Annotated in this window: 19 protein-coding genes; 7 read left to right on the forward strand and 12 right to left on the reverse strand. The window is 41.9% G+C overall.

The window, feature by feature from the left end; translation table 11 throughout:
- The first annotated feature begins 7 nt into the window (after window positions 1–7).
- A complete protein-coding gene (locus tag MFF31_RS03525) occupies window positions 8–982 on the forward strand; it encodes an aldo/keto reductase (RefSeq protein ID WP_238186741.1) in 975 nt (324 codons plus the stop codon).
- Here the strand turns inward: MFF31_RS03525 and MFF31_RS03530 are convergent.
- The gene (locus tag MFF31_RS03530) at window positions 967–1,656 is read right to left on the reverse strand and encodes a DUF4085 family protein (protein ID WP_248565389.1); all 690 of its coding nucleotides are present in this window, start codon (window positions 1,654–1,656) and stop codon (window positions 967–969) included. The genes MFF31_RS03525 and MFF31_RS03530 overlap by 16 nt on opposite strands.
- Before the next feature lie 44 nt (window positions 1,657–1,700).
- Window positions 1,701–2,693, reverse strand: a complete 993-nt coding sequence (locus MFF31_RS03535; RefSeq protein WP_238188472.1) for a Gfo/Idh/MocA family protein — start codon at window positions 2,691–2,693, stop codon at window positions 1,701–1,703.
- 93 nt (window positions 2,694–2,786) lie between these two features.
- On the opposite strand from MFF31_RS03535, the gene MFF31_RS03540 reads away from it, so the two are divergent.
- Entirely contained in the window at window positions 2,787–4,172 is a 1,386-nt protein-coding gene (locus MFF31_RS03540) for a hypothetical protein (protein WP_238186743.1), read from the forward strand.
- 115 nt (window positions 4,173–4,287) lie between these two features.
- Here MFF31_RS03540 and MFF31_RS03545 read toward each other — a convergent pair whose 3' ends face one another.
- Both MFF31_RS03545 and MFF31_RS03550 read right to left on the reverse strand, forming a co-directional pair.
- Complete coding sequence (locus tag MFF31_RS03545; protein WP_238186744.1) at window positions 4,288–5,058, reverse strand: AAA family ATPase; 771 nt, start codon at window positions 5,056–5,058, stop codon at window positions 4,288–4,290.
- A gap of 75 nt (window positions 5,059–5,133) precedes the next feature.
- On the reverse strand, window positions 5,134–5,643 hold the full coding sequence (locus MFF31_RS03550) for a CYTH domain-containing protein (RefSeq protein ID WP_238186745.1): 510 nt from the start codon (window positions 5,641–5,643) through the stop codon (window positions 5,134–5,136).
- 189 nt (window positions 5,644–5,832) lie between these two features.
- Here MFF31_RS03550 and thiD point away from each other — a divergent pair, with 189 nt between their 5' ends.
- Together thiD and MFF31_RS03560 are read left to right on the forward strand one after the other, a co-directional pair.
- A complete protein-coding gene (thiD, locus tag MFF31_RS03555) occupies window positions 5,833–6,657 on the forward strand; it encodes a bifunctional hydroxymethylpyrimidine kinase/phosphomethylpyrimidine kinase (protein ID WP_238186746.1) in 825 nt (274 codons plus the stop codon).
- A gap of 93 nt (window positions 6,658–6,750) precedes the next feature.
- Window positions 6,751–7,626 (forward strand): DUF4358 domain-containing protein, encoded by an 876-nt coding sequence (locus MFF31_RS03560; protein ID WP_238186747.1) that lies wholly within the window; start codon window positions 6,751–6,753, stop codon window positions 7,624–7,626.
- A gap of 38 nt (window positions 7,627–7,664) precedes the next feature.
- Here the strand turns inward: MFF31_RS03560 and MFF31_RS03565 are convergent, their stop codons facing one another.
- Window positions 7,665–9,584, reverse strand: coding sequence for an FAD-dependent oxidoreductase (locus tag MFF31_RS03565; RefSeq protein ID WP_248565390.1), 1,920 nt, complete (start codon window positions 9,582–9,584; stop codon window positions 7,665–7,667).
- 184 nt (window positions 9,585–9,768) lie between these two features.
- Here MFF31_RS03565 and MFF31_RS03570 point away from each other — a divergent pair, with 184 nt between their 5' ends.
- A complete protein-coding gene (locus MFF31_RS03570) occupies window positions 9,769–10,119 on the forward strand; it encodes a YtxH domain-containing protein (RefSeq protein WP_238186749.1) in 351 nt (116 codons plus the stop codon).
- 140 nt (window positions 10,120–10,259) lie between these two features.
- Here the strand turns inward: MFF31_RS03570 and MFF31_RS03575 are convergent, their stop codons facing one another.
- From MFF31_RS03575 to MFF31_RS03585, 3 genes are read right to left on the reverse strand one after another with little or no spacing between them, the layout of a single operon-like run.
- A complete protein-coding gene (locus MFF31_RS03575) occupies window positions 10,260–11,036 on the reverse strand; it encodes a sigma-70 family RNA polymerase sigma factor (RefSeq protein WP_238186750.1) in 777 nt (258 codons plus the stop codon).
- Window positions 11,033–11,479, reverse strand: coding sequence for an anti-sigma B factor RsbW (gene rsbW, locus MFF31_RS03580; protein WP_238186751.1), 447 nt, complete (start codon window positions 11,477–11,479; stop codon window positions 11,033–11,035). Before rsbW (MFF31_RS03580) ends, MFF31_RS03575 begins: the two co-directional genes overlap by 4 nt.
- Window positions 11,480–11,514: 35 nt before the next feature.
- Window positions 11,515–11,955, reverse strand: coding sequence for a DUF948 domain-containing protein (locus MFF31_RS03585; RefSeq protein ID WP_238186752.1), 441 nt, complete (start codon window positions 11,953–11,955; stop codon window positions 11,515–11,517).
- Between the two features lie 157 nt (window positions 11,956–12,112).
- Here MFF31_RS03585 and MFF31_RS03590 point away from each other — a divergent pair, with 157 nt between their 5' ends.
- Entirely contained in the window at window positions 12,113–14,890 is a 2,778-nt protein-coding gene (locus MFF31_RS03590) for an ATP-binding protein (RefSeq protein WP_238186753.1), read from the forward strand.
- Window positions 14,891–14,985: 95 nt separating this feature from the next.
- A complete protein-coding gene (locus MFF31_RS03595; protein WP_238188473.1) occupies window positions 14,986–15,774 on the forward strand; it encodes a CheR family methyltransferase in 789 nt (262 codons plus the stop codon).
- A gap of 42 nt (window positions 15,775–15,816) precedes the next feature.
- Here the strand turns inward: MFF31_RS03595 and MFF31_RS03600 are convergent, their stop codons facing one another.
- From MFF31_RS03600 to MFF31_RS03615, 4 genes are all read right to left on the reverse strand, one after another.
- A complete protein-coding gene (locus tag MFF31_RS03600; RefSeq protein WP_238186754.1) occupies window positions 15,817–16,032 on the reverse strand; it encodes a DUF6366 family protein in 216 nt (71 codons plus the stop codon).
- A 73-nt stretch (window positions 16,033–16,105) separates the two neighbouring features.
- A complete protein-coding gene (gene rsbW / locus MFF31_RS03605) occupies window positions 16,106–16,525 on the reverse strand; it encodes an anti-sigma B factor RsbW (protein ID WP_238186755.1) in 420 nt (139 codons plus the stop codon).
- Window positions 16,522–16,848 carry an STAS domain-containing protein gene (locus MFF31_RS03610; RefSeq protein ID WP_238188474.1) on the reverse strand — a complete coding sequence of 109 codons (327 nt, stop codon included), beginning with the start codon at window positions 16,846–16,848 and terminating at the stop codon, window positions 16,522–16,524. Before MFF31_RS03610 ends, rsbW (MFF31_RS03605) begins: the two co-directional genes overlap by 4 nt.
- A gap of 85 nt (window positions 16,849–16,933) precedes the next feature.
- Window positions 16,934–17,542, reverse strand: a complete 609-nt coding sequence (locus tag MFF31_RS03615) for a hypothetical protein (protein WP_238186756.1) — start codon at window positions 17,540–17,542, stop codon at window positions 16,934–16,936.
- Window positions 17,543–17,602 lie beyond the last annotated feature (60 nt).

Here is a 17,602-nt window from a genome sequence, read left to right on the forward strand (position 1 = left end):
TGATCATATGAAATATCGCCTTCTAGGCAACAGCGGGTTAAAGGTTTCCGCGCTTGGACTCGGGACAAATGCCTTTGGCAAACGAGCTGATGCGAACACTTCGAAAGCAATCATTCATTACGCCCTAGATCATGGCATCACCTTTATCGATACGGCCAACATCTATGCGGGAACAGAATCGGAGAAAATTATCGGGGATGCGCTTAAAGGTCGTCGTCATGAAGCAGTTCTTACAACAAAAGCTGGTCTTCCAAGAGGACCTGGGCCTTACGAGCGTGGATCTTCCCGTCGTCATCTCACTTTGGAGCTGGAGCAAAGTTTGAAGAGACTCGGTACCGACTATGTCGATCTCTATCAGATTCATACGTTTGATCCAGAAACGCCGCTTGAAGAGACACTTCGAACGCTGGAGAATATGATTCAATCAGGCAAAGTGCGCTACATTGGGGCATCGAATTATTATGCATGGGAGCTTATGAAGGCGGTTGGTATTAGTGATCGACTTGGGCTAAACCGTTTTGTCTCTATGCAGACTAGCTACTCCTTAGCTGATCGAACGCCTGAACGTGAACTAATCCCAATGTGTGTGGATCAAGGCATTGGGATTATTCCATATTTTCCGCTTGCAGGAGGCATCCTTACTGGTAAATACAGCGCTTCGCAAGGAGCACCTGTAGATTCCAGAGCCATTACAGATCCTAACTTCCAAAGGTTCCTTAGCAAAGAAAGAATACAATTCGGAAGTCAGGTTGGACAAATGGCAAGCAGACTAGAAAGCACGGCAAGTGCACTATCACTGGCGTGGTTAATGCAACAACCACAAGTATGTACTGTCATCGTTGGTGCAACTACTGTAGAGCAACTGCGGGACAATTTAAACAGCAATATACTGGAGCTGGATGCCGCTACCCTTGCCGAGCTCAATCAATTGAGTGAGCAATTCCGACACGGTGATCCTTTTGCAATCTATCGCTTATCATAGCTAAACTGGACTGAAACGTCCTTTGCTACAATTTTGAGCACATTCATTGTGAGATAACCAAGAGGAGAGCTGAGCAGAGCATTAACTGTACAGGAGCCTTCCTCCTCGTTCCAAAACAGCTCCTCATAGAGCCACCAGTTTCCGATCATATCCTCTGAAAGCTCATACTCCGACACTCCATGAAAATGAAGTCGGAGTTGATTATCATTCAGCATCGAGCTGCTGCTATCAAGCAGTAGCTCAATGTTTCCATCCTCATTGATATTAATTTCTAACAACTTAGAATCATGTAGAAGATGAATTATTTTGCGATCTACCGGCAGTTTATGTTCGTAATTAGCATATCCATCCTGATATTGCCTGCACGCCTCTTTCCATTCCTCATCAAGTTCTGTCCTCCATTGTTTCACCATGGTTAGTACTTCCGGTTTAGGATAATGAATACCTGTCAATTCGCCACGTTCAATCAGCTCAATAATAGGTTCAGGTGCGTACTTCAACAATAGCGGTTTTATTATTTCAAAAGACTTCGTCGTTAGAGCTTCAAAATCTCGCCCATACTCCACATACCTTTGCTTAACAAGCTCAAGCTCCTCTTGATTGGCCGGAAAGACTAGAGCTCCTCTAACTTGCATCTTCTCGTACATCTCTGTTGTGAAATATCGCAAGTCCATTCCTCCGATGGCTTCAACATGTCGACTATAGGTACTATTAAACGTTATGCAGTAACCCCATCGGCTGGATAGATAACTCCCATTTGTCGTCTAGCTTCATCCATGATCTCCAGTGTAATTAGCGACGTTTCAAATGTATTAATCGCTGATTCCGTCCGACCTTCGTTGATGAGAGAAATAAACTCTGCTACTTCATAGAACATGGAATGTTCAATCGTTGGCTTCGAAATATTTTCAATTTCACCGTTACGGAAGTGGAGCTCGATCTTAGTTGGTTCACTAATTTTATTAATGGTTATATTGCCGTCTTCACCTTGGATTTCATTGATCATTGAGGAATTTGATATTTTCGAATGCAGCAATACTGCATCCATTGTCTCGTACTCTAGCAATATGCTTCCTTCGGCGTCTACACCTGACTCTAGCAAATAACCTGTCGCTTTTACAGACTTTGGTCTGCCAAATAACGCAACAGCAGGATAAATACAATACACGCCAATATCTATTAGCGATCCATTGGATAGCTCTGGCTTGAATGCGTTAAGGATCGTACCATCCTTATATGCGTCATAACGGGAAGAGTATTGACAGAAGCTCGCAAAATAACGTCGTACTGTACCAATACGCCCGATATTTTCTTTTACAGCCTCAAAACCAGGCATTATTGTCGATTTAACAGCTTCCATCAACAACACGTTATTTCGTTTAGATGCTTCAATCATTTCTTTAAACTCACGAACATTAGACGCAACAGGCTTCTCACAAAGCACATGTATGCCGTAGTTCATCGCAGTAATTGCTTGCTCAGCATGATAGCTGTTTGGGCTAGCAATATAAATCGCATCGATTTCACCGCTTGTTAACATAGCTTCTAAATCTATAAATGTGTATGCAATAGTGTGCTTTTGAGCGAATTCACGTGCTCTTTCCTCCGTGCGGGAATAGACCGCAGTAAGCTGAAATTCCTCATGCTGCCTTGCAGCTGCAATAAATCGTTCTGTAATCCAGTTTGTTCCTATAATGCCGAATCGTATCATCATTAACATCTCCTTCATCTTTGACAAAAACAAATCGTCTATATTATATTGGGCGTGAACGAATAAGAACCGCTTTACATAGGAGGTAAAAGATTGGACACATCTGTTGTACTCATACCCGCACTACTTATTATCGCTATTATACTTCTTATTTTCTTCTCGCAAACGAAGCCAAAAAAACATATTTGGTTCGGGGTCACATTCCCTAACGAAGCGTTAAAGGATGCAAGATTAAACGCTTTGCGTAAACCATTTATAAAGAGTTGTGCATCATTCGCTGTTGCATACATTGTTGCCCTGCTGCCTTTACTATGGCTAGGAGACAATGCCGCACCTGCGTTTATTTATTTGTGTCTATGGCTAGTTGCTGTTAGCTTAACTTCAACAGTACCATTTAAACAAATTCATCACAAGGCAGCCATGTTGAAAAGAGATAATGGTTGGTTTGTTGGCAAACAAAAAACAATTACCATCGATAAGGAGATTGCACACTACTCTCGCATGAACCCGCTATCTCCCTACTTGTTCCTCGTACCTGCTCTGTTATCCATACCTTTGATCATTATTTCCGTTCAAAATGATAATCTCTTGCTTCGACTAACCGGTATAGCATCTCTACTAATGACAGGTGTTATGTTACTTCTATCACTCACATTCACACACGGCAAGCAGCGTGCTTATAGCCGGAATGCTCTGCCTAACTTAGCCATTCATCATGCTGCTCGAAAATATTGGTCCGTACTATGGCTTGCGCTTGCCATTTTTGAAGTTGTGAATTGCTTTATCGCTTACTATGTTCTAAGTGAGGGTGCTTCGCTAAGCAGGGGTCTTTGGACAAGCGGAATTGCTATGATGTCCTTGGTGCCACTATTCGGAATCTATTATGTACATAATCGGATTAGAGATCTGGAATACCGCTTCGCACATACGGATGGCAAAAGTTATGTTGCAGATAGTGACCAGTATTGGCGACATGGTATGACCTATTTTAATCCCGATAATCGATCAACAATGGTAGAAAAACGAGTTGGGATTGGAAGGACGGTAAATAGAGCCACTTCCACTGGTAAAGTGATCTATTACGGTACTTTTATTGTTATCGCTGTTGTCATAATACCTGTGACGACGATGCTCATTCGCGCTGATTCGACGGCACCACAATTACTTATAGACGACAGTGGTTTCGTTACGATTGAAGATACAGAGTATCCTTACAAATTTCATAGCAAAGATATTCAAAAGTTGGAACTAGAAACAATGCTCCCTACCGGCTTCCGATCTAACGGCATAGCAACTTCAGCTTTCGCTAGAGGCAATTTCAAGCTCAATGATCTAGGAGCTGCGAAATTGTATGTATTCAAGAAGTCATCACCTTTTATCGTAATGAAGCTAGAGGACTTATATATTGTTTATAATGAAGAAGCACCTGCTGAAACAAAAGCGTTATTTGAAAAGTTGCAGAAACAAGTGAAAAAATGAGAATGTGATCATTCGAGTTGCTAATAAGAAACCGCTGCGTTATTGAAATACACCCCTTAAAGTTAGACGGTATCTAACTTTAAGGGTCACTTCATTTCGCCGCGGTTTCTTGGTATTATTCGTCATCTTCATCAACAAGAAGCTTCTCCAGCATACGATCCCGATTGTTTAGAAATTGCTTTGTAATGATGTAATGATCGGTCTCTTCCCATGTCGTCTCTTGGATTCCATCGGATGATAGCTGATAGATGATTGAGTCTGGATAAGCAAGTAAAATAGGCGAATGTGTCGCAATGACAAACTGAGAATTATCCCGTATCAAATCATGCATTCTAGCCAGCATAGCGAGCTGCCTTGAGGGTGACAACGCGGCTTCTGGCTCGTCCAAAATATATAGTCCATTCCCACCAAATCGATGGAGAAACGTCGCTAAAAAAGATTCGCCATGCGATTGTTGATGGAGTGACTTGCCTCCATAGGAGTCGATGATAGGCCTACCGAATCCACCTGCACGGTCCATCTCATCAATGCTCGTCGCTAGATTGTAGTATGACTCTGCTCGGAAGAAGAAGCCATCACGAGGCCTTCTTGCCCCTCGCGCTATTCTCAAATAATTATATAGCTCGGAATGGGTTGCCGCAGTTTCAAACGAGAAGTTCATCGTCCCGCCCTCCGCATTAAATCCAAGGGCAACGGCAATAGCTTCCATCAGAGTCGACTTACCTGAGCCATTTTCTCCGACCAAATAAGTTACTTTTGGATGAAAGCTTAGTTCACTGAGCTCACGAATAGCATCTAAATTGAATGGATATTGCTCGAATGAGGGAACATTGTCTCTAAGTAAATTTAAATTTCTCAAATAATATCGTTGATCATAGATGGACAAGCGACTACTCCCTCCCTTCGTAGTACGAGGTCATTCCTCTACAAATGTCTTAGGTACTACAAAGATGTAAACTGTTTATTCGCTCCGCCACTTATCCCCTTGCAGCTGCTTCCAAACCGTCTTATTGCTGTATTGTTTCTGAGAACTGATCTCTTCTCCAAACCACGATGGTGCTTCGAATTCATTTGCTTCTTCTATTGATGAAAATTCCACTTCTAATACTGACAATTTCACTTGATCGTAGTTATCAATTTCGACCGTTATGCCATTCCAGCTGGCAGTTATACGATCTTTCGTAAGTGGTGTAAATTCGAATGCCTTAACTACTTGCGTGTAGATTCCTTCGGATATTTCGTATTCTACTTCTTCGCGCACTAAGCCATTCCCCTTTTTGAACGTATGGGTGTAGCTAATTTCACCAGATGGCTCAGCAGCAATACGACGTACTCTGATCTCTTCGTTATCATCCATCGCCAAATATGTTTGCTCAATCCGTTGGTTTAGTTGAACAACTAACTCTCCACTTATTCGTAATTCCTCAGGGAATTGCGGCAGTAAAAACTTTCGTTCGATCTCCATAGACATTTATACACGTCTCCCTTTATTTCTTCTATTGTGACAACATCTATTATTTACATTCATTCATCCAAACTATCAAAATTGAGAGTGCGAAGCAACTGATTACGATACGTTTATGAAATTATCCCATTTTATTCAAGGCAATCGCTTGTTACAATAATAGGAGATTATTCAGACGTTAGGGGCCTGTAAACGATGGTTAATTATACTTCCGTAAGTAAAGTATTGACGATAGCCGGGTCAGATAGCGGCGGTGGTGCTGGCATTCAAGCTGATCTCAAAACGTTTCAAGAGCTAGGAGTGTACGGTATGTCAGCGATTACTGCAATTACTGCGCAAAATACGCTCGGAGTACATCGTATATTTCCCGTAGAAACAGCCGCTGTATCCGCTCAGCTTCAAGCGATTGGCGACGACCTTCCGCCAAATGCACTTAAGACTGGTATGCTTGCAAACGCAGAAATCACCACAATTGTAGCCGAAAACATGAAACGATATGGATGGTGCAATCTAGTCATCGATCCCGTCATGCTTGCAAAAGACGGAGCTTCCTTATTAGCTCAAGAAGCTACAAGCACCCTTATAACGAAGCTATTTCCTCTTGCTACAGTAGTTACACCCAATATTCCCGAAGCGGAGACACTTACTGGCATGAAAATTGTGACACTTGATGATCGTAAGGAAGCAGCCATGCGATTGTTGGATATGGGTACAAGGGCGGTCATCTTGAAGGGTGGACATGATCCTTCTACAGGAGATGTTGTCATAGACATGTTGTTTGAAGAAAACAACGTCTATTCCTTTGAAAGCCCACGGGTAAATACTCGTCATACTCACGGTACAGGTTGTACTTTTTCAGCAGCTATTGCTAGCGGACTAGCAAAAGGAAAATCGCTTCTGGACTCGGTTACAATAGCAAAAGCATTTATCGATTCAGCGATTGAGCATCAGCTTGGTTTCGGTGCAGGACACGGACCAACGAACCATTTTGCCTATAGAAGCATGAACAAGATACATTAGTTTTGACCCGCACGATTTGAACGCTGCTGCAACTTTTGGACATGCTCGGTCGTCTGTTGTTCGACTTCATTAGAACTAAGGAGAGAAGCGAGCATGATCAACAACAAGAAACTGTTCAAAACAATGGCCGCGTTAACGATAGCTTTATCGGTATTCGCAGCTGGTTGCAGCAACGGTAACACCGAAGGAAATGCGAACGCGACAACGAAACCAAATGTAAATGAACCGAGTTCAACTGGTACGCCAGAGGCGTCAGAAAAACCTGATGAAACTGAAACACCTTCAACGGAAACGACTGCTCCAACAGCAACTGAAGAACCAACTACAAAACCATCAGATAAGCCAACTGATAAGCCAACAGCAAGCGCAAAACCGTCTGAAAAACCAACAACTAAACCGACAGACAAACCGGTCGTATCACAGCCAAAACCAACGGACAAACCGTCAACCTCGAAGCCTAGCCCTAAGCCGACAGATAAGCCATCGACTTCAAAGCCTAGTCCGAAACCGACGGAAAAGCCAACACCAACGGACAAACCAAAGCCAAAACCGACTCCTGATCCAGAGTCAGCAGATACGATTAAAGTATCCGATATTATGGACAAAATTTTGGCTGATGTGCAACTCCCTGTGCTGATGGAGGCAACGGGTGAACAAATAAAAGATTCTTATTATTTCGATCCGGCGGATTTAGTAGCTGACGGTGTATATAATCAAGCTATGATGAATACTAAAGCAACGGAATTAGTCGTAGTAAAATTAAAATCACTTAAAAATTATGAAGATGTAAAAGCTGGTTTAACGAAACGTGCAGAAGATATTATTGAAACTTTCTCTACATATTTGCAGGATCAATACGAAGATGCTAAAAACTATCAAATTATCCGAAATGGCAACTACGTGCTTTTATCTATTTCCAGCGATCAAGAGGGCATTAAAACCGCATTCGAAAGCTTCTTCAAAAAATAAATGTAATGGCCCGACGATACACAATCGTCGGGCCTTCTTTATTCGTACTTTGCGCCCGCATATAACTCCACAACATCACGGACAAGCATAAAGGAGTTTCCATTTGTAATCGCTCGCTGATTAGTAATGCCTAATAATGTCTCTTTCTTCAGCCAACCTCGATTCACAAGTTCGTCTACAGCACTGGTCGGCGTTACTTTAACTCCCGCCATTTCACAAATCGCATAAGCCGCTTGTTTCAGCGTAATGGTTCCTTTATCTTCTATCGCAACAGGCCATGCCGTTTCACGATTACCCTTAAAATAGGAGGGGTGCATTAGACTAAGCCGCAACATCATATGGTGATATTGCTCTGCACTAACAGCACCATCCAGTTTCCAGCGCATATTGTCATATCCGCCAATTGTCATATTCATGCTAACCGCTGCAAGCAGACCTTTATAGTCCTTATGTTGTGCATATTTCGGCAGCTCAAATGAATGCATCGTTAAGTCCATACCTTGCTTCACCAGCCGTGTTTGAAGCTCAGCAATATGTTCTTTTGACTTCGACAACTGCCGTAGAGAAATCCCTTCCTCTATTGCAAGCTTAACCGCTGCACCGGCAGCTTCTCCCGTCGCCATACCAAGCGGAATGACACGGGCGCTTCCATGAGGCAAAGTATCAAAGCTAGCAGCCCTTCCTACAACGAGCAACTTATCTATTTTGAGTGGAACAAGCGAACGGAATGGCACACCATATTGCAGAGGAGACATCATAATAGCTCCTGTATCTTCATTGCTTAGTCTTTGTATATCAACATCATAAGAGCCATATGTGATTGCATCCCAGAAATTGCGGTTTTCCATCACATCAGTCATCTTCAAACGGTATTCCCCATTGATATGACGACTTTCCCTTACATACAATTCTGGAGCAGTACCCGCATAATCAAGCTGCTGCAGCTCTTTAAAGTTATCTTTTAAAAATGCGATAATACGTGGTGCTTCCTTGCGACCAATAGCGAAACCTTCCTCAATGGAAGCGGGGGTCAAAGGGTCAATACCAAAAATATGCATGGCATTAATAAGGATAGTATCGTCATTTTGCCGCCCAATATTCAAGCCCCTAAGGCCTACCCGTTCAGGGTTAGTTGACTTATAATTCTTCGCATCTAGAAAGCCCCAAGCGCTCATCTTGTCAATGCCAGTATCCTCGCGCTTGCCGAATGATCGCCAAATCTCGTCTGTAACTCCACTCATCTTAAATACAAGTGTCACTGCCATTCGTGCTTCTGGATTGCCTAAGTCTTCACGACCTACTGTATACGAAGCGCCAGCAAGCGCTGCAATATCTCCGTCTTGAGTTGCATCAATTACAGCTTTTGAATGAATCCGCTGTTCCTGCCCAGCTTCGTCAACAATGATCAATCCATTGACAGCCGCCCCATTCATGAGCGGCTTTATGGATTGAGTCTTGATGAGCACATCGATATTGGATTCTGCTTGCACCATCTTCTGAAATACGTTAGCGGCCGTCGTAACATCGATAGAAGTTCCTTCTAGCTGACTGTACCACTCCTGAAATATGCCCTTGTTTAAAAAAGTATGTTCACCCGGAATACTGGAGCGCTTTGGTGAATAATTCAGATCGAGCGAATTAAGCCAACCAAGCGTAATGAGGCCACCTAACCGATCACGATCTTTCCCATCAATAAGCAATACCTTTAATCCGTTCCTTGCAGCAGAAATCGCTGCCGCTACCCCTTCTGGATCTGTACCGGCAACAATAACATCATACCTTTTATGTTGTTTGAAGTCCGATTGAATAGAGGGTGCAGTAACTTTAGGCTCATCCCTATTCCCACCTGAACTCTCGCTCTCCTTTTGCCAAAGAAAATAAGCTGTAAAACCAAATATAACGATGAATAACCCGATAAATGCAAAGTAACTCCGTTTCGGTGCCAACTGCTCATCCACTCCTCCCAGCCTTCACCACTTATTATTGTGCAATTTTTCTATTTTATTTGGTTTACCCCTTGGTAAAAACATGTAGCAACGTAAAACAAAAGGATGTTTCCTTGTTTAGCTAAGAGCTAAACGGTTTACATATAAAGTAGAAGGCAATAAGCCTTAATTTTTTTATAAAAAGGAGAGATCTTGTATGTCCAAACAATCCGGAGGTAACGGAATATTGATCGGCGCAGTCGTAGGTGGAGTTATTGGCGCAGCAACAGCGCTACTTCTTGCTCCCAAATCGGGAGAGCGGCTCCGTGCAGATCTATCCAATCAAATTCAGGCAATTGGTAAGCGTACGATGGAGTTCAAAGAGTCCTTATGCTCACAAACAAAAGATACAATCGAAGAAGCTCTTGAAGAAGCTTGTGACACGACGATCGCTAATTCAATGGCTCCTCGGGAAGAAGATATGGTGAAGTTAGGCAAAGAAATGCAAGCTATGCCAACCAACTCTGAAATTTTGAAAAGAGGGCTCGCCCCTGACCCTGCACAATAACGTAGCCCTTTTCGAAATTCTTAAATACAAAACAGCCTCCAATCCGCATTATAAATCGGATTGGAGGCTGTTTTATGACAGTGATTATTTGGAAATACGCAAAGGAAGTGTAAACACACAAAGAAAAGCGAAGGTAATATTCATCCCTCCACTTGTTCCTTACTTAATATTCCTCTCAGCTTCTCAACCGCTTTCCTCTGTATTCGCGACACACTCATCTGAGAGACACCTAACTGCTCTGCAACCTCACGCTGAGATAGTCCGCTTGAATAAACTAACGTTAAGACAGACTGTTCTTGCTGCTTCAATTCCGAAAGCGCTTCCTTCAGGTCCATTCTTCCTTCAATGGAGAGTAAATCATTTGTTTGATCGGGAATCATGTCGCCAATTGTAGCAGCACTCTCACCTTCTGAGGAAAGTGGGGTATCAAGGGAGACATATTGGTACGATTCCCTCGATGTAAGCACTTCGATCGTTTCCTCTACTGAAAGCTCCAAATAATCTGCTATTTCTTCTACCTTGGGGGAGCGACCCAGCGAGACAGTCAAATGATCAATTGCCTTCTGAATAAGCAATCCTTTTTCTTTAATTCGGCGTGGAACTTGTATGTACCATGATTTATCCCGTAAATAATTTTTCAGATGGCCAATGATACTTTTCATTGCGTAACCTTCGAATGGAATTTCCCGATCCGGCTCAAACTGAGCAAGAAGACGCAGCATAGACATTTGACCGACTTGGAATAGATCCTCATAAAGGTCGGGTCTGCTCCTCGACATTTTCCCTGCTGCCATTCGAACGATCGACTCATAATGAAGCAAGAGAGTCGTCGCACTATCATTACAAGCATCCGTCTGGTACTTCGCCATCAAATCTTTTATTTGCAGTGGAGTTAAGCCTGAAGAGTACTCCTTCATACCATTTCCTCACTTCTGCTCATGCGCTTAGTCAGTACAACCTCCGTACCATTTTCTATACAAACCTCCACATCATCCATTAGGGCTTGCATCATAAATATACCTAAACCTCCCGCGGTAACTTCATTTAGTGGTTTATAATGCAACGTTGATGATCGTTGTTTACCTGGATTATATTCATAACTCCTGCCATAATCCCTAACAGTAATCATTAACGCTTCACCGTTCCACATAAAAGAAATATCAACGGAACCGCTATTTGTACTACCTTCATAAGCATGTAATATGGCATTCGTACAAGCCTCAGTTATTGCAACTTTCATATCCTCAATATCTTCGAATGAGAAACCACATTTGACCGCAACGCCATATAGGGCTGATCGAACAATATCCAGATAATCGGCTTTCGCCGGTATCGTCAATTGGATGGGTCCATACTTCATTACACACATTCCTCTCTACTACATACTAGTATAACTTAAGTTTGCTTTAGTCTGTTCCATATGCGGATCGATGACGTAACTCCATCAGCAATCGCCCCAATCACTCCATTCTCTTCTGCACGGTCTACTGCATCTAGTTGGTTGCTGTTCTTCACTTTGGCAATCGCACCTGCAGCCCCTTCTTTCATCGCTGTCGTTATCATGTGGGTAGCTTTCCCTACTTCACTTATACTTTGGAACAAATCATCTAGCTCCTTCAACTTGTCACGAACATCTTGTGTTACAGCACCCGTATGTTGGACAATCTCTTTCGCCTCAGCGCTCATTTGAATAACTTCAGATCGTAATTTGACCATCGTTAAACTAGCCTCTTCCATCGTTTTTCCAGCCACTTTTAACGTGTTGTAAACAGCATATAACAATAAAAGAACGGCCAGCGTTATCACGACTAAACAAATACCAATAATCGTTTCCATAAGCGTCATCTCCTCTTATATATGTTAATTACCCACCCTTTCATCGTTTGAAACATCTCAATTTTTTGCTAGAATTGTTTGGTTCAAGGAGCTTCATGTTATAATAGAGTGTCAAACCATAAATAGATGCAATTATCCTTGGTTAAGGGAGGACATTATGCAAAAAGCAATACAAGCTAGTATTCGATTAAAAATAGCGTTAGGCTACATTCTTATTATATGCTGCCTAGGCGGTGCTATCGTGGTCGTCACAGAACGAATCAATACAATGCAATACGAGATAGAGACTATTACAAGTCGTGATCTGGAAGTACATAATTTGATTACGACGATTCGCTATAACGTCATTAATATGGAAACGAGTCAGCGGGGCTATCTCATCACGGGCAATGACTCCTACTTAGAACCATATCGTCATGGAAAATCCCAATGGGAAACCAATTACAACAACTTATATACTCTCCTGTCCAGCGATTCAAGTGTGCGAGAAGAACTGGACGCTATTAAGTTGACGATTCAGCACTGGATCGAAACGACAGGCGAATATACCATCGAATTAAAAGAACGTAATGACTCAAAAGGCATTATGAATTATTTTGCAGATGATAAAGGCAAACAAGATATCGATCAATTACGTAATCAGCTCGAATCGCTTCGGTTCGCACAATTAGATGCAACCAAGGCCTACATTAATCAAATTAACGAACGTAACGAAAAGTTGACATTGTCACTTTATGGCTTGCTGTTTCTGGTTGCTATTGTTGCTTTCTTTATCGTTTCCTTTGTTTCAAATGCAATTGTAAAAACAATTCGGCAAGTTACTACTACCATTACAGAAATTTCTGCATCACGTGGAGACTTAACTAAGCGAATATATGTGAATACACATGATGAAGTTCGAGACTTGGCCGAAGCGACTAATAGTTTGTTAGAAATGCTAGAATCCCAATCTTGGATACAGACACGCGTCGCCGAAGTAGCTACGATGAATCATGGGATGAATGATCTCACTGAGCTAGCTAAATCCTTTTTGAGCAAAGTGGCACCTATGGTTGGAGCCGTTTATGGCGTTTTTTATGCAAAGAGAGGTTTTGGTGAGCAACAGCGACTAGAAAAAGTAGCAGCCTATGCCTCGATGGGTGCAGAAAGAGGGAAAACAAGCTTTAAGATGGGCGAAGGTCTTGTTGGACAATGCGCACAAGATCAGCGCACGTATCTTCTGAACGGGCCTAAAGACTATGCGGCACATATTCGAACGGGTTTAACCGAGCTTACCCCGCAAAGCGTATTGGTCGTTCCCGTAGAGTTCGAAGGCAAAGTCATCGCTGTTATTGAGTTTGCTTCCTTAGAGCCATTTACTACACAACATTTGAAACTATTGGAACAGATTGAAGATCATTTCGGAGTTGCGATTGATAATGTTGGAGGCCGTATGGAAGTTGTTCGACTTCTGAATGAATCTCAAGCTATGACGGAGGAACTACAGGCACAAACCGAAGAGTTGCAGGCGCAATCTGAGGAACTACAGATGCAGCAAGAAGAAATGCGAATGACGACAGAGCATTTGGAAGAGCAAAATCTATTTGCCGAGCAGAAAACTAAAGAGCTGGAACAAGCAAAATACGAGCTTGAGCAATATGCAGAGCAACTGAAGCAAAGCGCTCAATACAAAACAAATTTCTTAGCGAACATGTCCCATGAACTTCGGACACCGCTCAACAGCATTCTGATCCTTTCTCAATTGCTTTATGAAAATGAAAATAAATCGCTTTTGGATGAAGAAGCTGGATACGCACGTGTCATTCATTCATCCGGGAATGATCTGCTTACGCTCATTGATGACATTTTGGACTTATCCAAAATCGAAGCCGGCAAAATCGACTTAGTTATGGATGAGGTTAATTTAACGGAAATTCCCGAGCTCATGCGTTTAAGTTTCGATCCTGTTGCATCAAAAAAGGAACTAACCTTTCAAATTGAATTACAGTCCAGCATCCCGAAAATTATGTATACGGACGGTCAAAGGCTGCAACAAATTTTGAAAAACTTGCTTTCCAATGCATTTAAATTTACTGAAAGCGGATCTGTAACACTTAAGATCCACTGGGCTGATCCTTCAGTGACTGAAAACATGTCTCAACTTTCATCACAGGAGCTGCTAGCATTTTCTATCATCGACACGGGTATCGGCATACCAAAGGACAAGCAGGAGCTAATTTTTGAGGCATTCCAGCAAGTAGATGGAAACACAAATCGTCTATACGGTGGAACTGGCCTTGGATTGTCAATATGTAATGAATTTGCGCAGTTGCTTGGGGGCAATATATCAGTTGAGAGCGAGCTTCATAAAGGAAGTTCCTTTACTCTCTATTTGCCGATTAAACATGATGAAGCTTTAGTAGAGCTAGAAAATGCTGCACAAGAAGCGGCTGTAAGTATTGAAGCACAATCACCGCAAAAAATTTCTAATGAGAACTCAGCAATGGTTCGTTCACGGATTGACTCCTCTCCTGCGGATGCTAGTGAAAGTGTGGAAGAAGCTGCTTTGTTCCATGGCAAAAGAGTTCTTCTCGTAGAAGATGATGCGCGCAACGTGTACGCCATGGTGCAAGCGCTGGAGAACAAGGGATTGCACGTCACCGTCGCAGATAACGGGAAAGTATGTATGGATATTATAGAAAACAATACCGACTTTGATATCATCTTTATGGATATTATGATGCCGATTATGGATGGCTTCGAAACAACAAAACAACTAAGACAGCATCCTGTCATGAAGGATAAGCCGATTATTGCGCTTACTGCAAAAGCGATGAAGAGTGATTTGGAAAGCTGCTTAGAAGCAGGAGCATCCGACTATATTAGCAAGCCTATACAAATGGAACAGCTGTTTTCTCTCATGCGTGTATGGCTGACGAAGCAGGTGGAGCATTGAAACACGGGGACAAGGCCAATCCTTTTGGCAAAATAACGGAAGATTGGCATGAGCTTGATGGTCGAGAGGAACTTTCAGAACGCGAGGAACTGGAGATGGATTTGCTGCTGGAAGCGATCTTCCGTATTCGTGGCTATGATTTTCGCAACTATCTGCGCTCCTCACTAAGAAGACGTATTCGAAATCGGATGAACTTAGATCGTTTACCAACTGTTACAGCTATGCTGGAAAAGACGCTTTATGAGGACGGATATCTAGAGAAGTTGCTTGAAGATTTTTCTATAAAAGTGACTGAGATGTTTCGTGATCCTAACTTCTTCCTTGCCTTTCGCAAAAAAGTTGTTCCCATACTTCGAGAGTATCCGTCACTTCGTATATGGCATGCAGGCTGTGCCACTGGAGAAGAAGTGTACTCCATGGCTATTCTTCTGCAAGAAGAAGGTCTTCTAGAGCGAACATCTATATATGCAACCGATATGAGCAAAGAAGCCATCGTCCAGGCAAAGGAGGGCAAATTCCCTCTTAAGCGGATGCAGGCCTATACTAAAAATTATTTACAAGCTGGGGGCATTCAAGAGTTTTCTGCCTACTATTCAACCGATCACACCCATGCTTACGTGCTTCCTTTCATGAAGAAGCATATGACATTTGCTCAACATAATTTGGCTACGGACGGCTCATTTAACGAGTTTCACGTTATATTATGCCGTAATGTGTTAATTTATTTTAACCCAACGCTTCAGACGCGTGTTCATGGTGTATTAGCTGATAGCTTAGCACAAGACGGCTTCCTAGCATTAGGTAACAAGGAGTCATTCTTATCGGTTCATAAAGCCCGCTTCGACGAATATTGGCAAGAGGAACGAATCTTTCGTAAGCGGTGAAATAAGTCGCATAATAAAAGGAGGCCACTATTGCTGGCCTCCTTACTTTATAAGTAGTGCTGCTATTATAAAACCTACTATAATTACAAGTATAACTATTCCTGTTCCCTTCCAACCTAAACCACCTGTTAAATCAGCAAAACTTCCCGTTTGAGCTCTAGTAAACGAATCGTTCATATTTCCAGTCGGATTACCTTTTAATTCCTCTTGTCTTAATCTTTCTCTGCTTCTTTCAGGTGCTTCTTTGTCTTCAGTCATTAGAACACCTCTATTTCTAATAATCCCAAATTATCCATCTTAATACTATTTAAATATGCCTGTCTTTATTGATTTATAACAATTTAGTTAATCGAACCTCGGTTCCACTATCGCTTGATTGAACAACAACCTCATCCATGAGCGCTTCCATCAAATAGATGCCAAGTCCACCTATACGCAGCGATTCTGGTGTATCGCCTTGTAATGGTGCAGCTTGCTTACGGGCTTCCTTATAAGCAAATGATGGTCCGCTATTGCGGATACTGATAACGAGTGAAACATTAGTTTGCTCAAACGTAATATCGATAACATCGAGATGGGATTGATCACTGCCATGAAGAACAGCATTATTACATGCTTCAGACACGGCAACCTTCATGTCCTCGATATTTTCATAAGTAAAACCTACCTTTACAGCGATCCCGTATAGACATATTCTAACTAAGTCGATATGGTCTGCATTAGCTGGTATTCGCAATTGAACGGCGCTCATGCTTCTGTCCCTTTTACTAAATACTTCGATATTCCTGTCAAATCGAACAATCTTTGTATCGAAGCTGGCACTTCCTGTACATAGAACGGTGCTTTCAACCGATCTCTAGTTTTAAGAATAGATACGATAATACCAATCCCTGTACTATCAATATACGAAAGCTTGCTCAGATCAAGCACAAGAGCTATATCTTCACGTTGAAGCACTGGCTCTAATGCACTATTTAACTGCGGAACGACTGATAAATCCAATTCACCAACTAAACGCAAAACGTATTGGCCATTCTTTTCTTCCTGGATAATTTGAAAAGGCTCTACTTTCATCAATCTCTTCACTCCGCTCTATTTCATATACATTCAATGTAACAAGTTATATCTGCTAAGACAAGGTTTACATATGTTGTTTATACTAAACGGATGCCAAATGATAATAACTAATAAACTCCAATTTCCCAGTGTCGCTGTTTATAAAAAGCTTCAACAAAGCTTCATCTCGTTGAAACACGATGCCGTCGTCAGTTACGTAATTCGGTTCGCCAAGTGCGGACTTAATAGCATCAATCGTTGCAGTAACCGGAACATTGTCGATTACCAATTCCCCAATATCGCCGTCATATTCAACATATCTGATCATATCGTCAGAGAAAGCGACTCTCATTGAAGGGTAATAATAAATATCAATTTCAGCAAACAATTCATCCTGTTGTATATCATCTGGTTGGCCCAGCTTCTTTATCATCGATTTAGGGCTGTCGTACAAATCTAAGCCATTCACATTTTTCAGCTTGAACTGTTTCTTAAGTTTGCTTTGCTCTTTTACATTTTCTTTCGCAAGAATCGCGTCAGTAGAAAATTCATTTGGTGCAATCTCTATTTTGTCAGTAATTTTTGTTACATTTGATGCATTTGTTACATTTGTTGCGTTTACATGACTCTGTAGATTAGTAGAATTATGATGTACCGCATATCCACCCATCATACCGCTTATTATCAAGGTGATTAGAATGATTATTTTCATCTTAACGCCCTCCCTACAATTAGCGATTCATTGTCACTATATTATTGTATAAACCAATTC

This window comes from Paenibacillus sp. L3-i20 (genome assembly GCF_022180385.2).
In the GTDB taxonomy this organism is placed as follows: Bacteria; Bacillota; Bacilli; order Paenibacillales; family Paenibacillaceae; genus Pristimantibacillus.